Genomic DNA, 19,272 nt, shown 5'->3' on the forward strand with positions numbered 1-19,272 from the left:
TTGAACCCATTTTTCTATCTGACTAGGCAACTGGCCCGATATGTCCGATTCCCCTCTCCAGCAGCAACTCAATCTGGCGCGCCAGGCCGCCGCCCGCCGCGACTGGCGCGAGGCGAGCAGGCTGTGTATCGACGTGCTGCGTCAGGACGCCAGGCAGGCAGACGCCCACCTGATACTCGGTTGCGCCGCCGGCGATGCCGGCGCCGCCTCGACCGCCCTGCGCGCCTTCCGCACGGCGCTGACGCTCGCCCCCGAGCGCGGCGATATCCGCTTGCAACTGGCCCGCTGCCTGGTACAGAGCGGCGAGCATATGGCCGGCGAGTGTGAAGCGGACACCTGTGCCAGCCTGATTGGCGAGGACGCGAGCCAGCTCGATCTGCTCGCCACCATTTACAGTCACCTGGGCAAGCAGGAGAAAGCCGCACCTTATGCGGAGCGCGCCGTCGCGATCGCACCGGACAATGCAACGCTGCTATCGAACGCCGCCGCTATCCTGGTCTTTCTCGGCCGCACCGGTGAGGCAGAAGCGTATCTGCGACGCGCCCTGCAGCTGGCACCACGGCATTTCCGCAGCCACTGGCAGCTCGCCCAGCTGCGCCGGGCGGAGGACGAATTGCACTACCGGAACATGCTGGTGCTGAGTGCGCACTATGCGGAAAACGGCAATGCGCAGGCCTATCTGCACTACGCCATGGGCAAGGTGTCGGAAGATTTGGGATTGTGGCAGCAGGCGTGGCGCCACTATGCGCGCGGCGCGGAATATCGGCGCCGGGACATCCGCTACCGCAGCGAGGAGGAACAACGCCTGTTCGCCGCACTTCGCCAGGGGTTCACTGAGGAGTGGTTTTGCCGCGGCGCAGAAACGCCATCTACCGGCGAGGCACCTATCTTCATCGTGAGCCTGCCTCGCGCCGGCAGCACTCTGGTGGAGCGCATTGTCGGCAGCCACTCACAGGTACAATCTCTCGGTGAGCTGCCGCATTGGCCGCTGGTGGTAAAAAAACAGACCGCTGTGGGCGGCCCGCCTCTCTACAGTACGGAAATTGCCGCTGCGGCGTCGACGATTGATCCGGTGGCGGCCGCCCGCGATTACTGCGCGGCCATCCGCCACCGGCGGGACCAGCGTCCCTTCTTCACCGACAAGCTGCCCGGTAATTTTCTCTATTTGCCGATGCTGGCACGCGCGTTTCCAGGGGCGCGGTTTGTGCATGTTGCGCGCCACCCGATGGATGCCGGTTTTGCCATGTACAAGCAATTGTTCGCCGATGCCTATCCCTGGTCCTACGATCTGGAAGAGCTGGGCCAGTACTACGTGCAGTACCACCAGTTGATGCAGCAATGGGCGCGGTTACTGCAACAGCGCATGGTGACGGTAAATTACGACGCGCTGGTGGCCGCACCAGAGACGGAGACCCGCGCGCTGCTGCACGGGCTCGGGTTGCCCTTTGAAGACGCCTGCCTGCAACCCCACAAGACACCCAACCCCGCCGCCACCGCCAGTGCCATCCAGGTACGCGAGCCCGTTCACCGCCGCTCGAGCGGGCGCTGGCAGCATTTTGCCGCGCAGCTGCAGCCCTATCGGGACGTGCTGGAAAACGCGGGTGTACTGCCGCTTCGCTGAGGCGATTCGCGCAACCGGTCAAAGCCCCGGCCGGATAACCGGGGCCCTATCTTTTTGCTTCTTGCTGCCTTTGCTCTGCCCCAGTTTGTCGGCGTTTGCGCGCTTGTTGTCCCAGTGGTGGTCCAGGTGCAGGTCCGGGTCGCGGCGGTCTTCGCGCAAGGCCTGCAGCAGCTGCTCGCGGTAGATTTTGGTCTGGGCGATGTGCTGGGATTCGTCGCGCCAGTAGGGGAACAGGGATTCCAGCATACGCTGATCGTGCTGTTTGAATTTGCGCGCGGCGCGCTGAGCGCGGTGTTTGGACCAGCCCATTACCTGCAGCGCACCGGCGCCAATATCGAGCGCGCTGTCGACGGTTTCCCGGTAGATGTACTGCACGCCCGCCTCCATCAGTGCATACTGGTGCATGCGGTTGCGCGCGCGCGCCAGAATCGTCAGGTGCGGGAAGTGCTTCTGAATACGGCTGACGATTTCCAGTGAGGCGACCTGGTCGCTCAGCGTAAGGATGGCGATTTTGGCATTGTCGGCGCCGGCAGCGTGCAGCAAATCGCCGCGGGAGGCGTCGCCGTAGTAAGCCTTGATACCGTAGCGGCGCACCAGTTCCAACTGTTCGGCGTTGTGTTCGAGCAGGGTGGTGTCGAAACCGCAGGCGTTCAGCAGGCGCCCGGAAATCTGGCCATAGCGGCCGTAGCCGATAATGATCACCGGCGAGCCGTCGTCCTGGGGATTGCTGTCGGGGACATCCGGGGTGCGCGGGCCGGTGAAAAAGCGCGGCTGGATCAACTGTTCATAGGCCAACAGCAACAGCGGTGTAAACGCCATGGACAGGGCGACGAGCGCGATCAACAGGCTGCTCACATCGCTCGGCAGAACCTGGTTCTGACTGGCGAACGCCAGCAGCACAAAACCGAATTCCCCGGCCTGTGCCAGCGACACCGCAAACAGCCAGTCCTCCCCCCGCGCCATGCCGCGCACCCGCGCCAGCGCAAACAGCACCGCAAACTTCACCAGCACCAGCATCACCAGCAGCCCGAGCAGCAGCAGTGGTTTCTGCATCACCAGCGCGAGATCGAGGTTGGCGCCGACGGCGAGGAAGAACAGCCCCAGCAGCAGGCCCTTGAACGGCTCGATGTCCGCTTCCAGTTCGTGGCGGAATTCGCTGTCCGCCAGCACCACACCGGCAATAAAGGTGCCGAGGGCCGGAGACAGGTTGAGCCAGGTCATGACCGCGGCGGCTCCCAGTACGATCAGCAGCGAGCAGGCGGTAAAGAGTTCGCGGGTGCGCGCGCCCACCACCAGCCGCAGCAGCGGCGTGAGCAGGTAGCGCCCCGCCAGCACCAGCGCGGCAATGGCACCGAGTACTGCCAGCGCATAGGCCCAACCCTGCAGGTGATCGGGGTCGGTGGCCACTTCCACCGTTGCCAGCAGTGGCAGCAGCGCAAGGATGGGGATGACGGCGATGTCCTGGAACAGCAGCACACTGAACGCATTGCGCCCGCCCTCGGTTTTGAGCAGGTTTTTTTCCGACAGGGACTGCAGCACGATAGCCGTGGATGACAGCGCGAGAATCAGACCAACGGCGGTGGCGGTGCGCCAGTTGAGCCCGAACAGTGTCATGGCAATGCCGCAAACCACCGCGGCGGTGGCCAGCACCTGGGCGCCCCCCGTGCCGAAGATGGCGCCGCGCAGCGACCACAGTTTGCGCGGTTGCAGCTCAAGGCCGATCAGAAACAGCATCAGCGCCACGCCGAATTCGGCGAAGTGCAGTTCGTCGCTGGTGTCGCCCACCAGCCCGATGACGTGTGGACCGATCAGTACGCCCGCCACCAGATAGCCAAGCACCGAGCCGAAGCCGAGACGCTTGGCCAGCGGTACGGAAACGACAGCGGCGGCAAGGAAGATGACGGCTTGGAGCAGGAAATTGTCGTGCGGCATGAACGTTCTTTGGTGTTATGGGTTGTCGGTGGCTGCGTCAGTCTGCCGGGGTGGCGGGATCGCCCTCCGGGAACACCGCTTCGCGGCTGCGCTGAATCAGTGGTGCGATGGTCGAACCCTGCACCACGATGGAAAAGAGTACCACGCCATAGGTCATCACCACCCACAGGTGGCGCAGATTGTGGTCACCGGCGATCACGAAGCCGGAAGGAATCGACATTGCCAACGCCAGCGACAGGCCACCGCGCAGGCCTCCCCAGATCAGAATGCGCTCGGTATACGGGTGGTATTTGCGCCGGCGTTTGAGCAACAGGAAGGGTGTACCCACTGCCAGGATGCGCCCCAGCAGTACAATTACAATGGCGGCGACAATCAAGACATAGTCGATGGGCTGGAAGTTGATGGTGATCAGGAACAGGCCCACCAGCAGGAACAGGATGCCGTTCAGGAATTCCTCTGTGATGGCCCAGAAGTTGTCCAGCTCATGCTGGCTCACCCGTGAGAAGCCGCGTTCGCGGGTGAAGTTGCCGATGATGATACCGGCTACCACCATGGCCAAGGCACCGGACACGCCGAGAATATTGGCGGTGGCGAAACCCGCAGTGGGAATCACCAGCGTCAGCAGCAGTTCCAGGCTGTGTTCGTTGGTGGAACAGATCAGCCAGTGGAACAGACCGCCGAGAGCGAGCCCGAGGGCGATCCCGCCGAGCGCCTCCACGATGAACAGATGGCTGATGGCCGGCAGCGTGGGTTCGGTGCCCTGGAATGCGAGGGCATAAATCACCGCAAACACCACGATACCGAAGCCATCATTGAACAGCGACTCCCCTTCCACCTGGATGGAGATCTGTTCCGGCGCTTTCAGGTTTTTGATGATCGCCAGCACGGCGATGGGGTCAGTGGGGGAGATCAGCGCGCCGAACAACAGGCAGTACACCAGTGCTACCGGCATGCCGATAAAGCCGAAGAAAAAGTACAGCATGTATCCCACCGCGAAGGTGGAAATCAGGGTACCGAAAATCGCCAGCAGGGTGATTTCCACTTTCTGGTTGCGCAGCATCAGCAGATCGATGTGCAGACTGCCGGCAAACAATAGGAACCCGAGCATCCCCTTCAGCAGCAGGTCTTCCAGATTCATCAGCGGCAGCAGCTGGTCGGCCCAGTCGCGAAGTTCGACGATCTCCAGCTTGCCGAGACCGATGACAATCAGCGACAGCGCCAGGGAACCGGCAGTGATGGCAATGGTAGCCTGGGCGCGCAGTACGTACTGATTGAGGAAACCGAGGAAAACGGAGACAGCGGCGAGAAAACAGAAGGTGTAATAAACGTCCATGTGGGCGCGGGGGCTCCGGTGCGTGGGGGTTACCTCTAACTGTAGGAGCCTGCTTGCAGGGCCCGCGAGAGTGTTTAGCGAGCACTGCTCGCTGCTCTCCCGTGCGACCGGCCATGGATGGCCGGGCCGGACACTGTTCCACGGATGGCTGCTTGCGAAACAAGAGTGATTCGTGAGCAACAAGCTCCTACAAACTAAAGCGCGGACTACTTGGCCTGACTCAATCCGTCAGCGTGCCGTTATTGTAGTCGCGCACCGCCTGTTCGATTTCCTCGCGGGTATTCATCACGAAGGGACCGTAGTGCACTACCGGCTCGCCGAGCGGACTGCCGCGCAGTATCAGCATTCCGGTGCCCACATCTGGTGCATCGTCAGGCGCACGCAATTGTAATGATTCGCCGTCGCCAAACAACACCAGATTGCCCCGGTTTACCACACCGTGCCCGGTGTCGAGCGCACCGCTGTAGACATACGTCATGACCGTATGCCCAGCCGGCAGCGGCAGGTTGACCTCGGCACCCGCGGCCAGACGCAGATCTGCCACCGACGCTTGCGCCGCCGCCTCCAGCAGCGGCGCATCTTCGGATTTGCCGTTCACCTGCCATTGGCCTGCGATCAGGCGGATCTTAGAGCCGCGCCCGTCCAGCATAATTTCGCGCATCTGCTCCGGCTGAATATCCCGCCAGACGGGTTTGCTCATCTTGTCCTTCGCCGCCATGTTGATCCACAGCTGGAAGCCGTGCATGCCGGTGCTGCCACCATCTTTGGGCTGATGTGGCATCTCCGAGTGGATGATGCCGCGCCCTGCGCGCATCCACTGCGCGCCGCCCTGTTTGATGGCGCCGCGATTGCCCAAGTGGTCCTGGTGCTCAAACTCGCCGCTCAACATATAGGTGAGCGTCTCGATGCCGCGGTGCGGGTGCGGCGGAAAGCCGGCGATATAGTCGTCGGGATTCTCCGAGCGAATCTCGTCGACCATCAGGAAAGGGCTCAGGTCCTTCAGCTGAAAGCCTGCCACCCGGTGGATTTTCACCCCGGCGCCGTCGGCGGACGGGTGGCCTGCCACTACCCGCACTGCGGGGCGTACGCCGGTACTGCCTGCACTGTTCTGTGTGAAATTAGACATGGTTCTGTTCCTCCATTTCCGGCAGTATAGGCCGATAAAATCGCCAGAAAATGGCAAAAAATCGCAGCTAACATTCGAGCTGCTCGATACATCAGAATCCACGACTTTTTTACAAATCGAATCTGGACGAAGGACAGTCTATGGCCAAAGTTACGCTGGAACAGTGGCGCATGTTTCAGGCTGTGGTGGAGTACGGGGGCTTTTCCCAGGCCGCGGATGCGGTGCACAAGAGCCAGTCCTCCATCAATCACGCGGTGCACAAGCTGCAGGAGAGCCTCGGCGTCAATCTGCTGGAAGTGCGCGGGCGCAAGGCGGAGCTCACCGACGCCGGACGCGTACTGCTGAACCGCGCCGGCGGCCTGCTGGACGAGGCCGAGGCGCTGGAAGCCGTTGCCCTGAGCCTCGCCGCCGGCACGGAGGCGCAGCTGCGTCTGGCGGTGGATGTGCTGTTTGATTACGAGGCGCTGTTCAATGCGGTTGAACGTTTCGCCGCTGAATTCCCGCACACCCGCCTGGAGATCCGCGAGACGGTGCTGTCTGGCGGCGAGGAGCTTCTGCTGCAGCAGGAAGTGGATTTCATTCTGTCGGCGCGGGTGCCCCAGGGCTTTGTGGGCGAGCCGGTCTCAAGAGTGAAATTCGTGCCTGTCGCCCATCCGGACCATCCGCTGCACCACCTGGGCCGCGCGGTGAATCGCGAGGACCTGAAGGCTGCCCGGCAGATCGTGATGCGGGACTCCGCCCTGAAAAACCGCCAGGACGCCGGCTGGCTGGGCTCGGACCAACGCATCACCGTGAGCAATGTGCACACCTCCATTGAGCTGATCGAGCGCGGCCTGGGCTTCGCCTGGCTGCCGCAGACGCGCATCCGGGATTCTCTGTCGGCCGACCGCCTGTTGCCGCTGCGCACCGAGGAGCCGTGGGAGCGGGACGTCACCGTATATCTCGTCTATGCGGACAAAGACCGCGCCGGCCCCGCCGCCTGCCTGCTGCTGCAGGCGCTGCGGGAGGGGCTGCCGCCGTTTGAGTGACGCAATGCGTCGGACAGCGTGAGCGCGGGAACTGATCGGCATCAACAACAGCGGCATCAACCAAACCGGGAGGTCCAATGACCGTAAACAAACAGCAATCCACCGGCGGGCCGATCCGCTGGGGCATCATCGGCTGCGGCGATGTTACCGAAGTGAAGAGCGGGCCGGCGTTCAACCGGGTGCCCGGTTCCAGCCTGCTTGCGGTGATGCGACGGGACCCGGACAAGCTCGCGGATTACGCCCGCCGTCACGGTGTGCCGAAAACCTACGCCTCTGCCGAACAGTTGATACAAGCCCCCGAGATCGACGCGGTCTATATCGCCACACCACCGGGCAGTCACAGGGAATATGCGCTGCAGGTCGCCCGCGCCAACAAGCACTGCTGCATCGAAAAACCCATGGCGCTCAACCACCGCGAGTGCGAGGACATTCTGGCCGCCTTCGACGCGAGTGCCGGCGAGTTGTTTGTCGCCTACTACCGCCGCTCGCTGCCGCGCTTCCTGAAAATAAAGCAGTGGTTGGAGGCGGGCCGGATCGGTTCCGTGCGGCATGTCAGCTGGCGCTTCACCCGCCCGCCGTCGCCCCGCGATCTGTCGGCGGAATACGACTGGCACACTGACCCTGCGGTGTCCGGTGGTGGCCATTTCATCGACCTCGCCTGCCACGGGCTGGATTTGTTCATTTATCTGCTGGGCGATATCACCAGTGCCCAGGGTGTGGCCGCCAACCAGCAGGGGCTATATCCGGCCGAGGATGCGGTGGCGGCCTGTTGGATGTTCGAAAGCGGGACGACCGGTTCCGGTTTCTGGAACTTCGGCGCCAGTGCCCGCAGCGACGAGGCCATCATCGACGGCAGTACCGGCAGTATCCGGTTCTCGATTTTTGGCGACAGTCCCTTTGTACTCGAGACCGCCGCGGGTACCGAAGTATCGACCATCGAGCACCCGGAAAACATCCAGTACTTCCATATCGAAAACATGGTCCGGCACCTGAATGGTGAGCTGGAACACCCGTCACCAGGACGGCAAGCTCACAAGGCGACATGGGTAATGGATCGGATACTGCGCGGATACCAGGCGGAGCGTCGCGATAACGAGGCGCGTCCGCAGCAGGCGGAAATGCGCACCGAAACAAGCACTGGGCAGAGCGCGCGATAAACTCGCCCCTTCCCGCGAAAATATGCGGTTTTGTTTGCGAAAAGCCGAACTACACTGAACAGCGTTGTCACTTCATACGCATTCCAGAGCGGAAGCGAACAAGAGAGGGTTCAGCAATGAACAACGACGGTGTTATGTGCGACTTGGGCAAGCTGCTGGCGCGGATTCTCATGTCGGTAATGTTTATCGTCTCCGGCTACGGCAAGATTGGCGCCTACGCCGGCACCCAGGAATACATGGCGTCCGCCGGTCTGCCCGGATTTCTGCTGCCCCTGGTGATCCTGCTGGAGCTCGGCGGCGGCCTCGCGATCCTGTTCGGCTTCTGCACCCGTTGGCTGGCGCTCGCGTTCGCCGCCTTCTGTCTGCTGAGCGCCTGGCTGTTCCACAATGTCCCCGGTGATCAGATGCAGCAGATCATGTTCATGAAAAATCTCACCATCGCCGGTGGCTTTCTGGCGCTCGCTTGCGCCGGCGCCGGCAAATTCAGTATCGACCACGCCATGGCAAGGAAGAAACACCGACATTGACGGGGGCTCGCCATGGGATTGTTGATCAAGGGCCAATGGCAGGATCGCTGGTACGACACCGACAAAAGTGGCGGTGAATTCGAGCGCGAGGGGGCCCAGCTGCGCAACTGGATCACCGCCGACGGCGCCGCCGGCCCCAGTGGCGAGGGCGGCTTCCCCGCGGAGAAGGGCCGCTACCACCTGTTTGTCTCCCTCGCCTGCCCCTGGGCGCAGCGCACGCTGATCTTCCGCAAGCTGAAGAAACTCGAAGACGTTATCGGGGTGTCGGTCGTAAGCCCTTACATGCTGGAACACGGCTGGACCTTCAACAAAGATGAGGGCAGCAGCGGCGATGACCTCTACGGCAGCGAATTCCTGCACCAGATCTACACCCGTCACCGCGCGGACTACAGTGGCCGCGTCACCGTGCCGGTGCTGTGGGATCGGGAGCGCGAGTGCATCGTCAATAACGAGTCCGCGGAGATCATCCGCATGTTCAACTCGGCGTTCGACGACCTCACCGGCGACGGGCAGGATTTTTATCCACAGGAACTGCGCGGTGATATCGACGCCACCAACGAGCTGGTGTACCAGAACGTCAACAACGGCGTGTACCGCGCCGGCTTCGCCACCAGCAGAGAAGCCTACGAGGCCGCCTACCACCGCCTGTTCGAGACGCTGGAAAAGCTTGAGCAGAGACTGGGCAACAACCGCTATCTCACCGGCGCGCGCATCACCGAGGCGGACTGGCGGCTGTTTACGACACTGATTCGGTTCGACGCCGTCTACCACGGTCACTTCAAGTGCAACAAGCAGCGGCTGGCGGACTATCCCAACCTGTGGGGCTATGTGCGCGAGCTGTATCAGTGGCCGGGGGTGGCCGAGACCGTGGACTTCCACCATATCAAGACTCACTACTACGCCAGCCACAAGCACATCAATCCCACCGGCATAGTGCCGCTGGGCCCGGAACTGGATTACGCCGCCCCCCACGGTCGCGGTTGACCCCTGTTCCAACGCAATAACCAGGAGCAACCATGAAGCTGTTCTATTCCCCCGGTGCCTGTTCGCTGTCTCCGCACATTGTCGCCTGCGAGGCGGGTATCGACCTGGAACTGTGTCAGGTCAATCTGAAGACGAAAGCGACCGACAGCGGTGGTGACTACACCGAGATCAACCCAAAGGGCTATGTACCCGCGCTGCAACTGGAAGGCGGTGAATTGCTCACCGAGGGCCCGGCGATTGTGCAGTTCCTGGCGGAGCAGAAACCGGATAAAAAACTGGCGCCGGAGTACGGCTCACTGGACCATTACCGGGTGCTGGAGTGGTTGAATTACCTCTCCACCGAGGTGCACAAGTCCTTTGTGCCACTGTTCTGGAACGGCGACGATGGGGAAAAGGAGTTCGCCAGGAAACAGGTAAGCAAACGCCTGCAGTTTGTGGAGGAGCATCTGGCCGGCGACTACCTGCTGGGGGACGATTTCTGTATCGCCGACGCCTACCTGTTCACCCTGTACAGCTGGTGCGACAAGGTGGGAGTGGATACCGGCGGCTGGCCGAAGCTCAAGGCCTTCGCCGAGCGCATGGCGGCGCGCCCGGCGGTAAAAAAGGCGCTGCAGGAAGAGGGGCTGATCTGAATTTTCCTCTCCCGGCCACTTAATTTTTACGACGAAGCTGCGAGCGCCCGGCTTGCGCTCAGTGTCTGCCTTCGATCTCAATTGGCAGCCGCGCTCTGGCGACAAACACAGCCATAGCGAGCGCGGCGCCCGCGCAGCACAACATCCCGGCCGCAATAGGCACCAGCGTACCGGTGTGGATTCCGTTCACCAGACCGCCGAGTAGCCCCCCGGAAATAAACAGGGACGCGCCGTAGAGCGCATTGGCGGTACCGCTGATCTTGGGGAAAAATTCCAGATAACAGGCCGCGGAGTTGGGGGCAATGATGCCGATGCTGCCCATCGCCATCACCAACGGCATCATCCACGCCAGTAAAGTCTGGTTCTCGCCGAAGTAGAGGGTACTCACCAGCAGCAGCGCGCACGCGAGGGTCAGCATCGTCATCCCCGCCAGCAGGATCTGGCGCGGTTCGAACACCTTCAGCAGGCGGATATTCAGCTGCATCATCACCGCCAATCCCAGCACGCAGCTGCCGAACATCAGCGGGAAATTCGCCGAGGAAACGCCAAAGCGCTCCATAAACACGAACGGCGCGGTGGTGATGTAAATGAACATACAGCCGCTCACCAGCGCCTGCCCGAACAGGAAGCCCAGTGCGCGCGGGCTGCGGAATATCTGCCCGTAGTTGCGAAACAGCGTGGTGCGGGACTCGCGCTGGCGGCGCGCGCGGCGGAACTTCGACACCGTCTCCGGCAGTATGCCCCGCACCAGCACCATCATCAGCACGCCGTACACCAGCAGGAAGATAAAGATGGCGTGCCAGTCGCCGAAACTGAGCAGCGTAGCGCCGATTACCGGCGCCACCATGGGCGCGATCAGCATCATGGTGGCGATCATCGACATGATGCGCGCTGCGTCGCGGCCATGATAGAGGTCGCGCACGATGGCACCGCAGATTACCGTGGCAAAACCGCCCCCCACCGCCTGACAGAACCGCAGCGCCACCAGCAGTTCCGCGTTATTGGTGAACAGGATCAGCGCGGTGCTGGCGATAAAGATAGCGAGACCAATGGTGCCGATCAGGATGCGGCCGAGGCGGTCCGAGAGTGGTCCGCCGAAGATCTGCCCTACCGCAAAGCCAAGCAGGTAACTCGATACCGAGTGTTGCACCACAGCCACTTCGACCCCGAGGGTCCGTGCCATGGCGGGAATGGCCGGCAGATAGGTGTCGATGGCAAAGGGAGTCAGCGCAACCAGTGCGGCGAGACACGGAGCGAGCCAGCGCGGCGGCTGGCCGTCGGCATTCAAAAAGTTCGGGGGCATGGCAATCCGGGAAACGTGGACATTTGTACATCGGCAGGCGATCACGCCGGCGCTCAGGCAAGCTTAGACGTCGGGGTATGGGGAATCGGTAGCGCGCGCATCTTAGCCGGCGATGGGGGTGGATTCCATGACAACCGGGAATTTTGCGGTGAATAGCTACCGGGTGGGGTCGAGTAACAATTCTTCGCCCAGGTACAGCGCAGGCCATCGCGGCGCGCGAGTTTCCATTTCTCCAGCGGACAAGCGCAGCCGAAGAGCCTCGAAACTCTCGTCAGTATCGCGGCTATTGACACCAATCTGCCGCCAGTGGCCATCCACCCTGGCAAATGCCACGATCTGCAGGAAATTTTGTTGATCCCGCCGTGACCGAAAGGAAAACAGCAGAAATTCGCTGCTGCCGTCGTTATCCAGATCCTGTTCGAGCCACAGACATTGGCGCTCGGGGAGCTGGCAGTTCTCGCTGAATCGCCGGTTATGGAAGTCGGTGGGCAGGCTGCTATTGGCGGGAATGACTTCGATTTCCCGCAACTTTTGTATTTCGGCCTTCGCCTGAAGAGGATTTTTTCGCAACTCCCAAATAGCATCGGGTTGTGCGAGTAGAGCATCCAGATGTTCGACGACGTCGGCATTTCGCTGAATGGAGGGAAGTGCTTTGGCTGCCTGCAGAGCCTCGAAGCCCGGGCGCCCCAATTCCCGCCGCAGGAAAAAGAAATCGAAATCCGCCAGCTCCGTGCGCCCGTCCTGCAAGCGCGCCAGCTGGCTGTCGGCACTGATGCGCCAGAAATTCACCAGCGGCGACTGCGTGACGAGGCACACCGCCAGCACCCACAGCGCGAGCCCGGTATTGATCCGGCGCAGCCACTCCGACCAGCGCTCGCCGCGGCGCAGGATCGACAGACTGTAGCTCAGTGCCAGCAGCGCCAGCGTCAGTGCCACCACGAACCCCCACAGCCGCTCCGGTGTCCAGCCGTACTGGGCTATCCGCAACCACAGGCCGTAGAGTGCGAAGGCCGTGTAAAACGGCGCAACCACCAAAGCCAGCAGCAGCACCCGGTTGATCCAGCGCGGATAGCGCGCAAACGGGAAGTCGTCCTGGATCACGCCGTTGGTGAAAAACAGCAGCAGCGCCACCAGCCACAGCAACAGCGCGCTGCCGCGCCCGGTATCCCAGATGGGTTGCAGGCCGGTAAACGGCAGGGTGGCGAGGAACACGATGGTGAGTACCGCCAGTAGCGGCAGCAGCGCCACCAGCATGGTGCGCAGCAGCCGCTTCAGGGTCAGCACAAAGCTCTGTTGTGAGCGGAACAGGATGGCGCCGCTGCCGGCCACCAACCAGGTTACCGGGTAAAAGAACCAGTCCTGCGCGAACAGTTCTTGAAAAAACGCAACTCCCACCAGTTTGAACAGCGCCTGCCACAGAAACAGGATCAGCCAGAAAATTCCTGTAAACACCAGTGTCAGGCCCGCGGTGAGGGCGTTGTCCCAGGAGTAGTGAAACAGCGCGGAGTACTCCGGCTTTCGCAGCCGTGCCATCCCGGTGGCGCAGGCGCGCAGCAGAAAGGCGACGATAAAGGTGGCGATGGCGATCGTCGGCACGAACTCGTGGGGATCACCACAGTACACCTTGGTTGCTGGGGTGCACTGGTAGCCGCGGTAAGCGGCGAGTGCCGCCAGCAACACGGCGTAGCCGGTCACCAGCCACCAGTAACCCCGCGCGAGACGAGGGGCGACGGTGACGATCACCAACGGCGGAATGGCGATGACGAGGGTGTAGCTGAGGTACGGCCACACTGGCGACCAGGTGTCGACGGCGGTGAAGAATTTGAGGGCGTAGAGCGCGAGGCCCTGGATCAGGGCCGCGGCGAGAATCAGGTGCTTTTCAGGGGCGCCGAGACTGTCCGCATCAGAGAAGTTTGTCGTCTGTTCGCCGCTGCTTCCCTGCATATTACACCCTGATCAGTGTTTTTCTTCGCGAAGGTTGTACAGCCCCTTCTTCAGCTTCAACAGGTGCTCCTGCAGCTGCGGGCCCTTGCGCTGGGCAACGCCGATGGCGAGTACGTCGATCACCACCAGGTGGGCAATGCGGGACGACAGCGGTGTGTACAGCTCGATGTCCTCTTCCACGTCCACTTCCAGGGGGATACTGGACTTGCGCGTGACCGGCGAGCCGCTGGGACCGAGGCCGATCACCGTGGCGCCCTGGGCCTTGGCCATTTCCATGGAGCGCAGCAGCGAGGAGGTGCGCCCGCTTTGCGAGATGGCGACAACCACATCGCCCGGCTCCATGCTCATGGCGGACATACTCTGCATATGGTGGTCGGAGTGGGCGGCAGCGGCGAGCTGCAGGCGGAAGAACTTGTGCTGGGCATCGGCGGCCACGGCACCGGAGGCGCCAAAACCGAAGAACTCCACCCGCTTGGCGGCGGCGATGGCGGTCACCGCGGCTTCCAGCGCGCGCGCGTCGATCTTGTCACGCACGTTCAGCAGGGTATCGACGGTGGAGTCGAACACCTTGCGCTTGTACTCGGCGATGGTGTCGGTTTCGGTCACCGCAATCTGGCCGAAACTGGGGCTGGAGGCCAGCTGCTGGGCCAGGTTGAGCTTGAATTCCTGGAACCCGGAACAGCCCACGGCGCGGCAGAAACGCACCACCGTCGGTTCGCTCACCTGGGCCTCGGTGGCCAGGTCGACGATGCGCATATGGATGATTTCGCCGGGGTTGGCGAGGATATACTCCGCGACCTTGCGCTCAGATTTGCGCATGGAACTCAGCTGTTCGCTGATTTTTTGCGTGACTTCCGCTGGCTTCACGACAACACCTTCTCTGGTTCAGGTTGTGCAGTTTAGCGGCATGGCGGAGTGCTGGCGAGCGTTGGCAGCGCTTTGCGTGGCGGTCGATGCACCCCTGTAGGAGCCTGCCTGCAGGCGAACATTCGCGGAGTCCATGGCGGTTCGCCTGCAGGCAGGCTCCTACAAGCAATCGCAGATTGTTTAAAACCTGTTTATATACCCAGTTCTCCCCCGACCCCTGATACAATCGCGCCCATGGACGTATCTGAACTCTTAGACCCTCTAAACGACGCCCAGCGCGAGGCCGTAGCCGCGCCGCCGGGCAACCAACTGGTTCTCGCCGGTGCCGGCTCGGGCAAGACCCGCGTGCTGGTGCACCGTATCGCCTGGCTGATGATGGTCGAGGGCGCATCGCCCTACTCCATCATGGCGGTAACCTTCACCAACAAGGCCGCGCGCGAGATGCGCGGGCGCATCGAGGAGCTGCTGGGGGTGAATACCTTCGGCATGTGGGTGGGTACCTTCCACGGCCTCGCCCACCGCCTGCTGCGCGCGCATTGGCAGGAGGCCAGGCTGCCGCAGAACTTCCAGATTCTCGACAGCGACGACCAGCTGCGCCTGATCAAGCGGGTGCAAAACGAGCTGGGACTGGATGAGAAGAAGTGGTCGCCGCGGGAAACTCAGTGGTGGATCGGCGCGCAGAAAGACGAAGGCCTGCGTCCCCAGTACATCCAGCAGAGCGGCGATCCCTGGCTCGCCACTATGGTGCGCATCTACGCCGCCTACGAGGAGGCCTGCCAGCGCGCCGGTCTCGTCGACTTCGGCGAGCTGCTGCTGCGCGCCCACGAGCTGCTGTTGAACAACGACGGCATCCTCGCCCACTACCGCCGCCGCTTCCCGTATATCCTCGTCGACGAGTTCCAGGATACCAACACCATCCAATACGCCTGGCTGCGCCTGCTGGCCGGGGACGAGTGCCATATCACCGCCGTCGGCGACGATGACCAGTCCATCTACGGCTGGCGCGGTGCCAAGATCGAGAACATCCAGCACTTCGAAGTCGACCGCAAAGACGTGCAGACGGTGCGCCTGGAGCAGAACTACCGTTCTACCAGTACCATCCTCAACGCCGCCAACGCGGTCATCGCCCACAACACCGGGCGCCTGGGCAAAGAGCTGTGGACCGAGGGCGATAGAGGCGAACCCATCGCGCTCTACTCCGCCTACAACGAGCAGGACGAAGCGCGCTTTATTGTCGAGCGCATCCGCGACTGGGTGCGCGACGGCAACGGCCGCGACAGCGTCGCCATCCTGTACCGCTCCAACGCGCAGTCGCGGGTGCTGGAAGAGGCCTTGCTGCGCGAACAGGTGCCCTACCGCATCTACGGCGGCCAGCGTTTCTACGAGCGCCTCGAGATCAAGAACGCGCTCGCCTACATGCGCCTGATCACCAACCGCCACGACGACACCGCCTTCGAGCGTGTAGTGAATACCCCCACCCGCGGCATCGGTGCGCGCACCGTGGATATGGTGCGCGAGTTTGCGCGCGAACACGGCAGCTCCATGTGGGCGGCGGCGGAGAAAATGCTGCAGCAGAAAGTGCTGGCGGCCCGCGCCGGCAGCGCGCTGGCGAGCTTCCTCAGCCTGATCGACGCGCTGGACGAGGAGAGCACCGACAAGACCCTCGACCATATCGCCGAAATGGCGATCGAGCAGACCGGCCTGGTGGATTTCCACAGCAAGGAAAAGGGCGAGAAAGGCCAGACCCGGGTGGAGAACCTGCAGGAACTGGTGAGCGCCTGCCGCAGCTTCGACGGCGTGCCCCAGGCCACCGACGCCGACGGCGAAGTGGTGGAAGAAGAGGAAGTGCCGCTGCTCAACCAGTTCCTCGACAGTGCCGCACTGGATGCCGGCGAGGGCCAGGCGGACGAGTTCGAAGATGCGGTGCAGCTGATGACCCTGCACTCGGCCAAGGGACTGGAATTCCCGCTGGTATTTATGGCCGGCGTGGAGGAAAACCTGTTCCCGCACAAGATGTCCGCACAGGAACCGGGGCGCATGGAAGAGGAGCGCCGCCTGTGTTACGTCGGCATCACCCGCGCCATGCGGAAGCTCTACATTACCTACGCCGAGAGCCGCCGGTTATTTGGCAGCGAGACCTACAACAAACCGTCGCGGTTTGTGAATGAAATTCCAGTGGAATATATCCACGAGGTGCGTCTCAAAACCGAGATTTCCAAACCGCTGTTTCAACCCAACTCTTTTGGAAAGGATTGGGGTAAGTTTTCTGGCGGAGTAAATCCCTACTCCGACGCCGCGCCGGACTTCGACGACGACCTGCCGCCGCTGGCATTGGGCGGCCGCGTGGACCACGCCAAGTTCGGCGAGGGCACCGTGGTGCAGTTCGAAGGCAGCGGCCCGCGCGCGCGGGTGCAGGTCAACTTCGACGATGCCGGAGCCAAATGGCTGGTAGTATCCATGGCCAAACTGCAACCTCTCTGATTCACTATCGAGCTCTGCAAAATACACGGAATGTAGGAGCCTGCCTGCAGGCGAACCGCCCCGGCCCCGGGGCGGAAAAAATAAAAACGAACAGAAAGCGCATGAAAAAAATAAACTGGTACCCCCCCGTCATCCTCGGCCTGCTCGCCCTGCTGGTACTCACCTTCGGTGCGCTGGTGGTTTCCCGCTCAACGCAAGAGCAGAAAATCACAACGTTAGAGAACACTGGCCAGCAGACCTTCGAGTGGAAACTCGTAACTACATGGCCGAAAAATTTCCCCGGCCTCGGCAGCGCCCCCGAACGCTTCGCGAAAAAAGTCGAAGAGATGTCCAACGGCCGCCTGAAGATCAAGGTCTACGGTGCCGGCGAACTGGTTCCGGCCATGGGCGTCTTCGGCGCGGTCTCCGATGGCGCCGCCCAGGTGGGCCACGGCGCCGCCTACTACTGGAAAGGCAAGCTCCCCGCCGCGCAGTTTTTTACCGCGGTGCCGTTTGGGTTGAACGCCCAGGAAATGAATGGCTGGCTGCACTACGGCGGCGGCCTGAAATTGTGGGAAGAGCTCTATGCGCCGTTCAACCTGATCCCCATGGCCGGCGGCTCCACCGGTGTGCAGATGGCGGGTTGGTTCAATCGCGAGATCAATTCCGTCGCCGATCTTCAGGGGCTCAAGATGCGTATTCCCGGCCTGGGCGGTGACGTGCTGAACCGCGCCGGCGGTACCGCGGTCACCATTCCCGGCGGTGAGCTGTACACGGCGCTGCAGACCGGCGTGATCGATGCCACCGAATGGGTCGGCCCCTACAACGACCTCGCCTTCGGTTTCCACCAGATTGCCAAATACTATTACTACCCAGGCTGGCACGAACCCGGCTCGATTCTCGAGATCATCATCAACAAAACCGCCTTCGAAAAACTGCCTAAGGATCTGCAGGCCATCGTTCGCACTGCCGCCCGCGACGCCAACCAGGACATGCTCGACGAGTACACCGCGCGCAACAATCGCGCGCTGAAAGAGCTGGTGGAGCAGCACGGGGTGGAGCTGCGCAAACTGCCGGACGATGTCATCGCCCACCTGAAAACCATCAACGACCAGATCATGCAGGAAACCGCGGCCAGAGATCCGCAATTCAATCGCGTGTACAAGGCGTTTAAAGAATTTGAAAGCCAGGTAATTCCCTATCACCGGATCAGTGAAGAAGCCTATTATCAGACCCGTGCCATCCAGTAGGCGGTTGCCGTAAGCCAATCGCAAGAGGGCCGACTATGTCGGCCCTTTTTAATATCGCGCAAACGTGGCAACGAACCGGGAAAATAATCCGGCGAAAGCGCCCAAGTGGGAATGTCCGGCCAATGGTGGCCGACCGGTCGCCATCCTGACCGCGGAATGTCGCGGATACTGCTTATTTAATCGACGATTTTGGTATCATAATGCCGCCCTTCCCAGTAACCAGTGGACGCCTGTGAAACCTCCGAAACGCCTACAACCCCTCGTCGATGACGGCTTGATCGATGAAGTGATCAGCCGCCTGATGAGCGGCAAAGAAGCCGACATATTCATTGTCCGTTGTGGTGACCATATTCGCTGCGCCAAGGTCTATAAAGACGCGGTCAAACGCAGCTTTAAAAAGGCCGCCCAATACCAGGAGGGCAGGAAGGTGCGCAGCGGCCGCGAGGCGAGGGCTCTGCAAAAGCGCTCCAGCTACGGCCGCAAACAGCAGGAAGAAATCTGGCAGAACGCGGAAATCGACGCCCTGTCCCGTCTGAGCCGGGCCGGCGTGCGGGTACCGGAAACCTATGGTTGTGTCGATGGCGTGTTGCTCATGGAGCTGGTCACCGACGACACCGGCGACGTGGCGCCGCGACTCGGCGAAGTACTTATTTCGGAGGAACAGGCACTCGAAGATCACGCGCTCATGATGCACTACATCAAGCTCATGCTGTGCGCGGGCATCGTGCACGGCGACCTGTCGGAGTTCAATGTGCTGGTGGATGATTACGGCCCGGTGATCATCGATTTGCCCCAGGCCGTCAACGCCGCCGCCAACAATAGCGCGCGGGAAATGTTTGTCCGCGACGTCAACAATATGCGCCGCTATTACGGGGAATTTGCCCCCGAGCTGCTGCACACACGCTACGCCGAGGAAATGTGGGCACTTTACGCGGAAGGTAACCTGACGCCAGACACGCCTCTTAGTGGGGCGTTTACAGACGACGGCGACAGCGCGGATGTTGATGGCGTGCTGGAAGAAATCAAAGCTGTGATGCGTGAAGAGCAGGAGCGGCAACAGCGTATCCGCGAAGCGGAATACGAATAGCAACTGCCATCTCCGGCCGCC

General features: G+C 61.8%; 15 protein-coding genes. 9 read left to right on the top strand and 6 right to left on the bottom strand.

Annotated elements, in window-relative coordinates:
* Nucleotides 1–40 precede the first annotated feature (40 nt).
* Nucleotides 41–1,621, top strand: coding sequence for a sulfotransferase (locus FDY93_RS02350; RefSeq protein WP_138234149.1), 1,581 nt, complete (start codon nt 41–43; stop codon nt 1,619–1,621).
* An 18-nt stretch (nt 1,622–1,639) separates the two neighbouring features.
* Here FDY93_RS02350 and FDY93_RS02355 read toward each other — a convergent pair whose 3' ends face one another.
* The 3 genes from FDY93_RS02355 to FDY93_RS02365 form a co-directional block, all read right to left on the bottom strand.
* Nucleotides 1,640–3,553 (bottom strand): monovalent cation:proton antiporter-2 (CPA2) family protein, encoded by a 1,914-nt coding sequence (locus FDY93_RS02355; protein ID WP_138234150.1) that lies wholly within the window; start codon nt 3,551–3,553, stop codon nt 1,640–1,642.
* Between the two features lie 37 nt (nt 3,554–3,590).
* Entirely contained in the window at nt 3,591–4,886 is a 1,296-nt protein-coding gene (locus FDY93_RS02360; RefSeq protein WP_138234151.1) for a cation:proton antiporter, read from the bottom strand.
* A 220-nt stretch (nt 4,887–5,106) separates the two neighbouring features.
* Nucleotides 5,107–6,012 (bottom strand): pirin family protein, encoded by a 906-nt coding sequence (locus tag FDY93_RS02365; RefSeq protein ID WP_138234152.1) that lies wholly within the window; start codon nt 6,010–6,012, stop codon nt 5,107–5,109.
* Between the two features lie 140 nt (nt 6,013–6,152).
* On the opposite strand from FDY93_RS02365, the gene FDY93_RS02370 reads away from it, so the two are divergent.
* The 5 genes from FDY93_RS02370 to gstA all read left to right on the top strand — a co-directional run bounded on the left by FDY93_RS02370 (nt 6,153) and on the right by gstA (nt 10,340).
* Nucleotides 6,153–7,040 (top strand): LysR family transcriptional regulator, encoded by an 888-nt coding sequence (locus tag FDY93_RS02370; protein WP_138234153.1) that lies wholly within the window; start codon nt 6,153–6,155, stop codon nt 7,038–7,040.
* Between the two features lie 77 nt (nt 7,041–7,117).
* Nucleotides 7,118–8,197 (top strand): Gfo/Idh/MocA family protein, encoded by a 1,080-nt coding sequence (locus tag FDY93_RS02375; RefSeq protein ID WP_138234154.1) that lies wholly within the window; start codon nt 7,118–7,120, stop codon nt 8,195–8,197.
* Nucleotides 8,198–8,313: 116 nt separating this feature from the next.
* On the top strand, nt 8,314–8,724 hold the full coding sequence (locus FDY93_RS02380; RefSeq protein WP_138234155.1) for a DoxX family protein: 411 nt from the start codon (nt 8,314–8,316) through the stop codon (nt 8,722–8,724).
* 12 nt (nt 8,725–8,736) lie between these two features.
* Nucleotides 8,737–9,708 carry a glutathione S-transferase family protein gene (locus tag FDY93_RS02385; RefSeq protein WP_138234156.1) on the top strand — a complete coding sequence of 324 codons (972 nt, stop codon included), beginning with the start codon at nt 8,737–8,739 and terminating at the stop codon, nt 9,706–9,708.
* 32 nt (nt 9,709–9,740) lie between these two features.
* On the top strand, nt 9,741–10,340 hold the full coding sequence (gstA, locus tag FDY93_RS02390) for a glutathione transferase GstA (protein ID WP_138234157.1): 600 nt from the start codon (nt 9,741–9,743) through the stop codon (nt 10,338–10,340).
* A 58-nt stretch (nt 10,341–10,398) separates the two neighbouring features.
* Here gstA and FDY93_RS02395 read toward each other — a convergent pair whose 3' ends face one another.
* From FDY93_RS02395 to hexR, 3 genes are all read right to left on the bottom strand, one after another.
* Nucleotides 10,399–11,643, bottom strand: coding sequence for a multidrug effflux MFS transporter (locus tag FDY93_RS02395; protein ID WP_138234158.1), 1,245 nt, complete (start codon nt 11,641–11,643; stop codon nt 10,399–10,401).
* 156 nt (nt 11,644–11,799) lie between these two features.
* Nucleotides 11,800–13,587: a DUF4153 domain-containing protein gene (locus FDY93_RS02400; protein ID WP_138234159.1), complete on the bottom strand. Its 1,788-nt coding sequence runs from the start codon at nt 13,585–13,587 to the stop codon at nt 11,800–11,802.
* Between the two features lie 12 nt (nt 13,588–13,599).
* Entirely contained in the window at nt 13,600–14,454 is an 855-nt protein-coding gene (gene hexR, locus FDY93_RS02405; RefSeq protein WP_138234160.1) for a transcriptional regulator HexR, read from the bottom strand.
* A gap of 234 nt (nt 14,455–14,688) precedes the next feature.
* Between hexR and uvrD the strand changes: the two genes are divergently transcribed.
* The 3 genes from uvrD to FDY93_RS02420 all read left to right on the top strand — a co-directional run bounded on the left by uvrD (nt 14,689) and on the right by FDY93_RS02420 (nt 19,251).
* Entirely contained in the window at nt 14,689–16,935 is a 2,247-nt protein-coding gene (uvrD, locus tag FDY93_RS02410; RefSeq protein ID WP_138234161.1) for a DNA helicase II, read from the top strand.
* 101 nt (nt 16,936–17,036) lie between these two features.
* The gene (locus tag FDY93_RS02415) at nt 17,037–18,164 is read left to right on the top strand and encodes a TRAP transporter substrate-binding protein (RefSeq protein WP_138234162.1); all 1,128 of its coding nucleotides are present in this window, start codon (nt 17,037–17,039) and stop codon (nt 18,162–18,164) included.
* A 232-nt stretch (nt 18,165–18,396) separates the two neighbouring features.
* A complete protein-coding gene (locus FDY93_RS02420) occupies nt 18,397–19,251 on the top strand; it encodes a PA4780 family RIO1-like protein kinase (RefSeq protein ID WP_138234163.1) in 855 nt (284 codons plus the stop codon).
* The last annotated feature ends 21 nt before the right edge of the window (nt 19,252–19,272 follow it).

This window comes from Microbulbifer harenosus, from assembly GCF_005771435.1.
In the GTDB taxonomy this organism is placed as follows: domain Bacteria; phylum Pseudomonadota; class Gammaproteobacteria; order Pseudomonadales; family Cellvibrionaceae; genus Microbulbifer; species Microbulbifer harenosus.

Excerpts from the sequence above, each read along its gene's own strand:
- FDY93_RS02360 (WP_138234151.1), bottom strand. The coding sequence starts at position 4,886 with ATGGACGTTTATTACACCTTCTGTTTTCTCGCCGCTGTCTCCGTTTTC.
- FDY93_RS02355 (WP_138234150.1), bottom strand. The coding sequence starts at position 3,553 with ATGCCGCACGACAATTTCCTGCTCCAAGCCGTCATCTTCCTTGCCGCC.
- FDY93_RS02375 (WP_138234154.1), top strand. The coding sequence starts at position 7,118 with ATGACCGTAAACAAACAGCAATCCACCGGCGGGCCGATCCGCTGGGGC.
- FDY93_RS02370 (WP_138234153.1), top strand. The coding sequence starts at position 6,153 with ATGGCCAAAGTTACGCTGGAACAGTGGCGCATGTTTCAGGCTGTGGTG.
- FDY93_RS02365 (WP_138234152.1), bottom strand. The coding sequence starts at position 6,012 with ATGTCTAATTTCACACAGAACAGTGCAGGCAGTACCGGCGTACGCCCC.
- FDY93_RS02350 (WP_138234149.1), top strand. The coding sequence starts at position 41 with ATGTCCGATTCCCCTCTCCAGCAGCAACTCAATCTGGCGCGCCAGGCC.
- uvrD (WP_138234161.1), top strand. The coding sequence starts at position 14,689 with ATGGACGTATCTGAACTCTTAGACCCTCTAAACGACGCCCAGCGCGAG.
- FDY93_RS02395 (WP_138234158.1), bottom strand. The coding sequence starts at position 11,643 with ATGCCCCCGAACTTTTTGAATGCCGACGGCCAGCCGCCGCGCTGGCTC.
- FDY93_RS02380 (WP_138234155.1), top strand. The coding sequence starts at position 8,314 with ATGAACAACGACGGTGTTATGTGCGACTTGGGCAAGCTGCTGGCGCGG.
- FDY93_RS02400 (WP_138234159.1), bottom strand. The coding sequence starts at position 13,587 with ATGCAGGGAAGCAGCGGCGAACAGACGACAAACTTCTCTGATGCGGAC.
- FDY93_RS02385 (WP_138234156.1), top strand. The coding sequence starts at position 8,737 with ATGGGATTGTTGATCAAGGGCCAATGGCAGGATCGCTGGTACGACACC.
- FDY93_RS02415 (WP_138234162.1), top strand. The coding sequence starts at position 17,037 with ATGAAAAAAATAAACTGGTACCCCCCCGTCATCCTCGGCCTGCTCGCC.
- gstA (WP_138234157.1), top strand. The coding sequence starts at position 9,741 with ATGAAGCTGTTCTATTCCCCCGGTGCCTGTTCGCTGTCTCCGCACATT.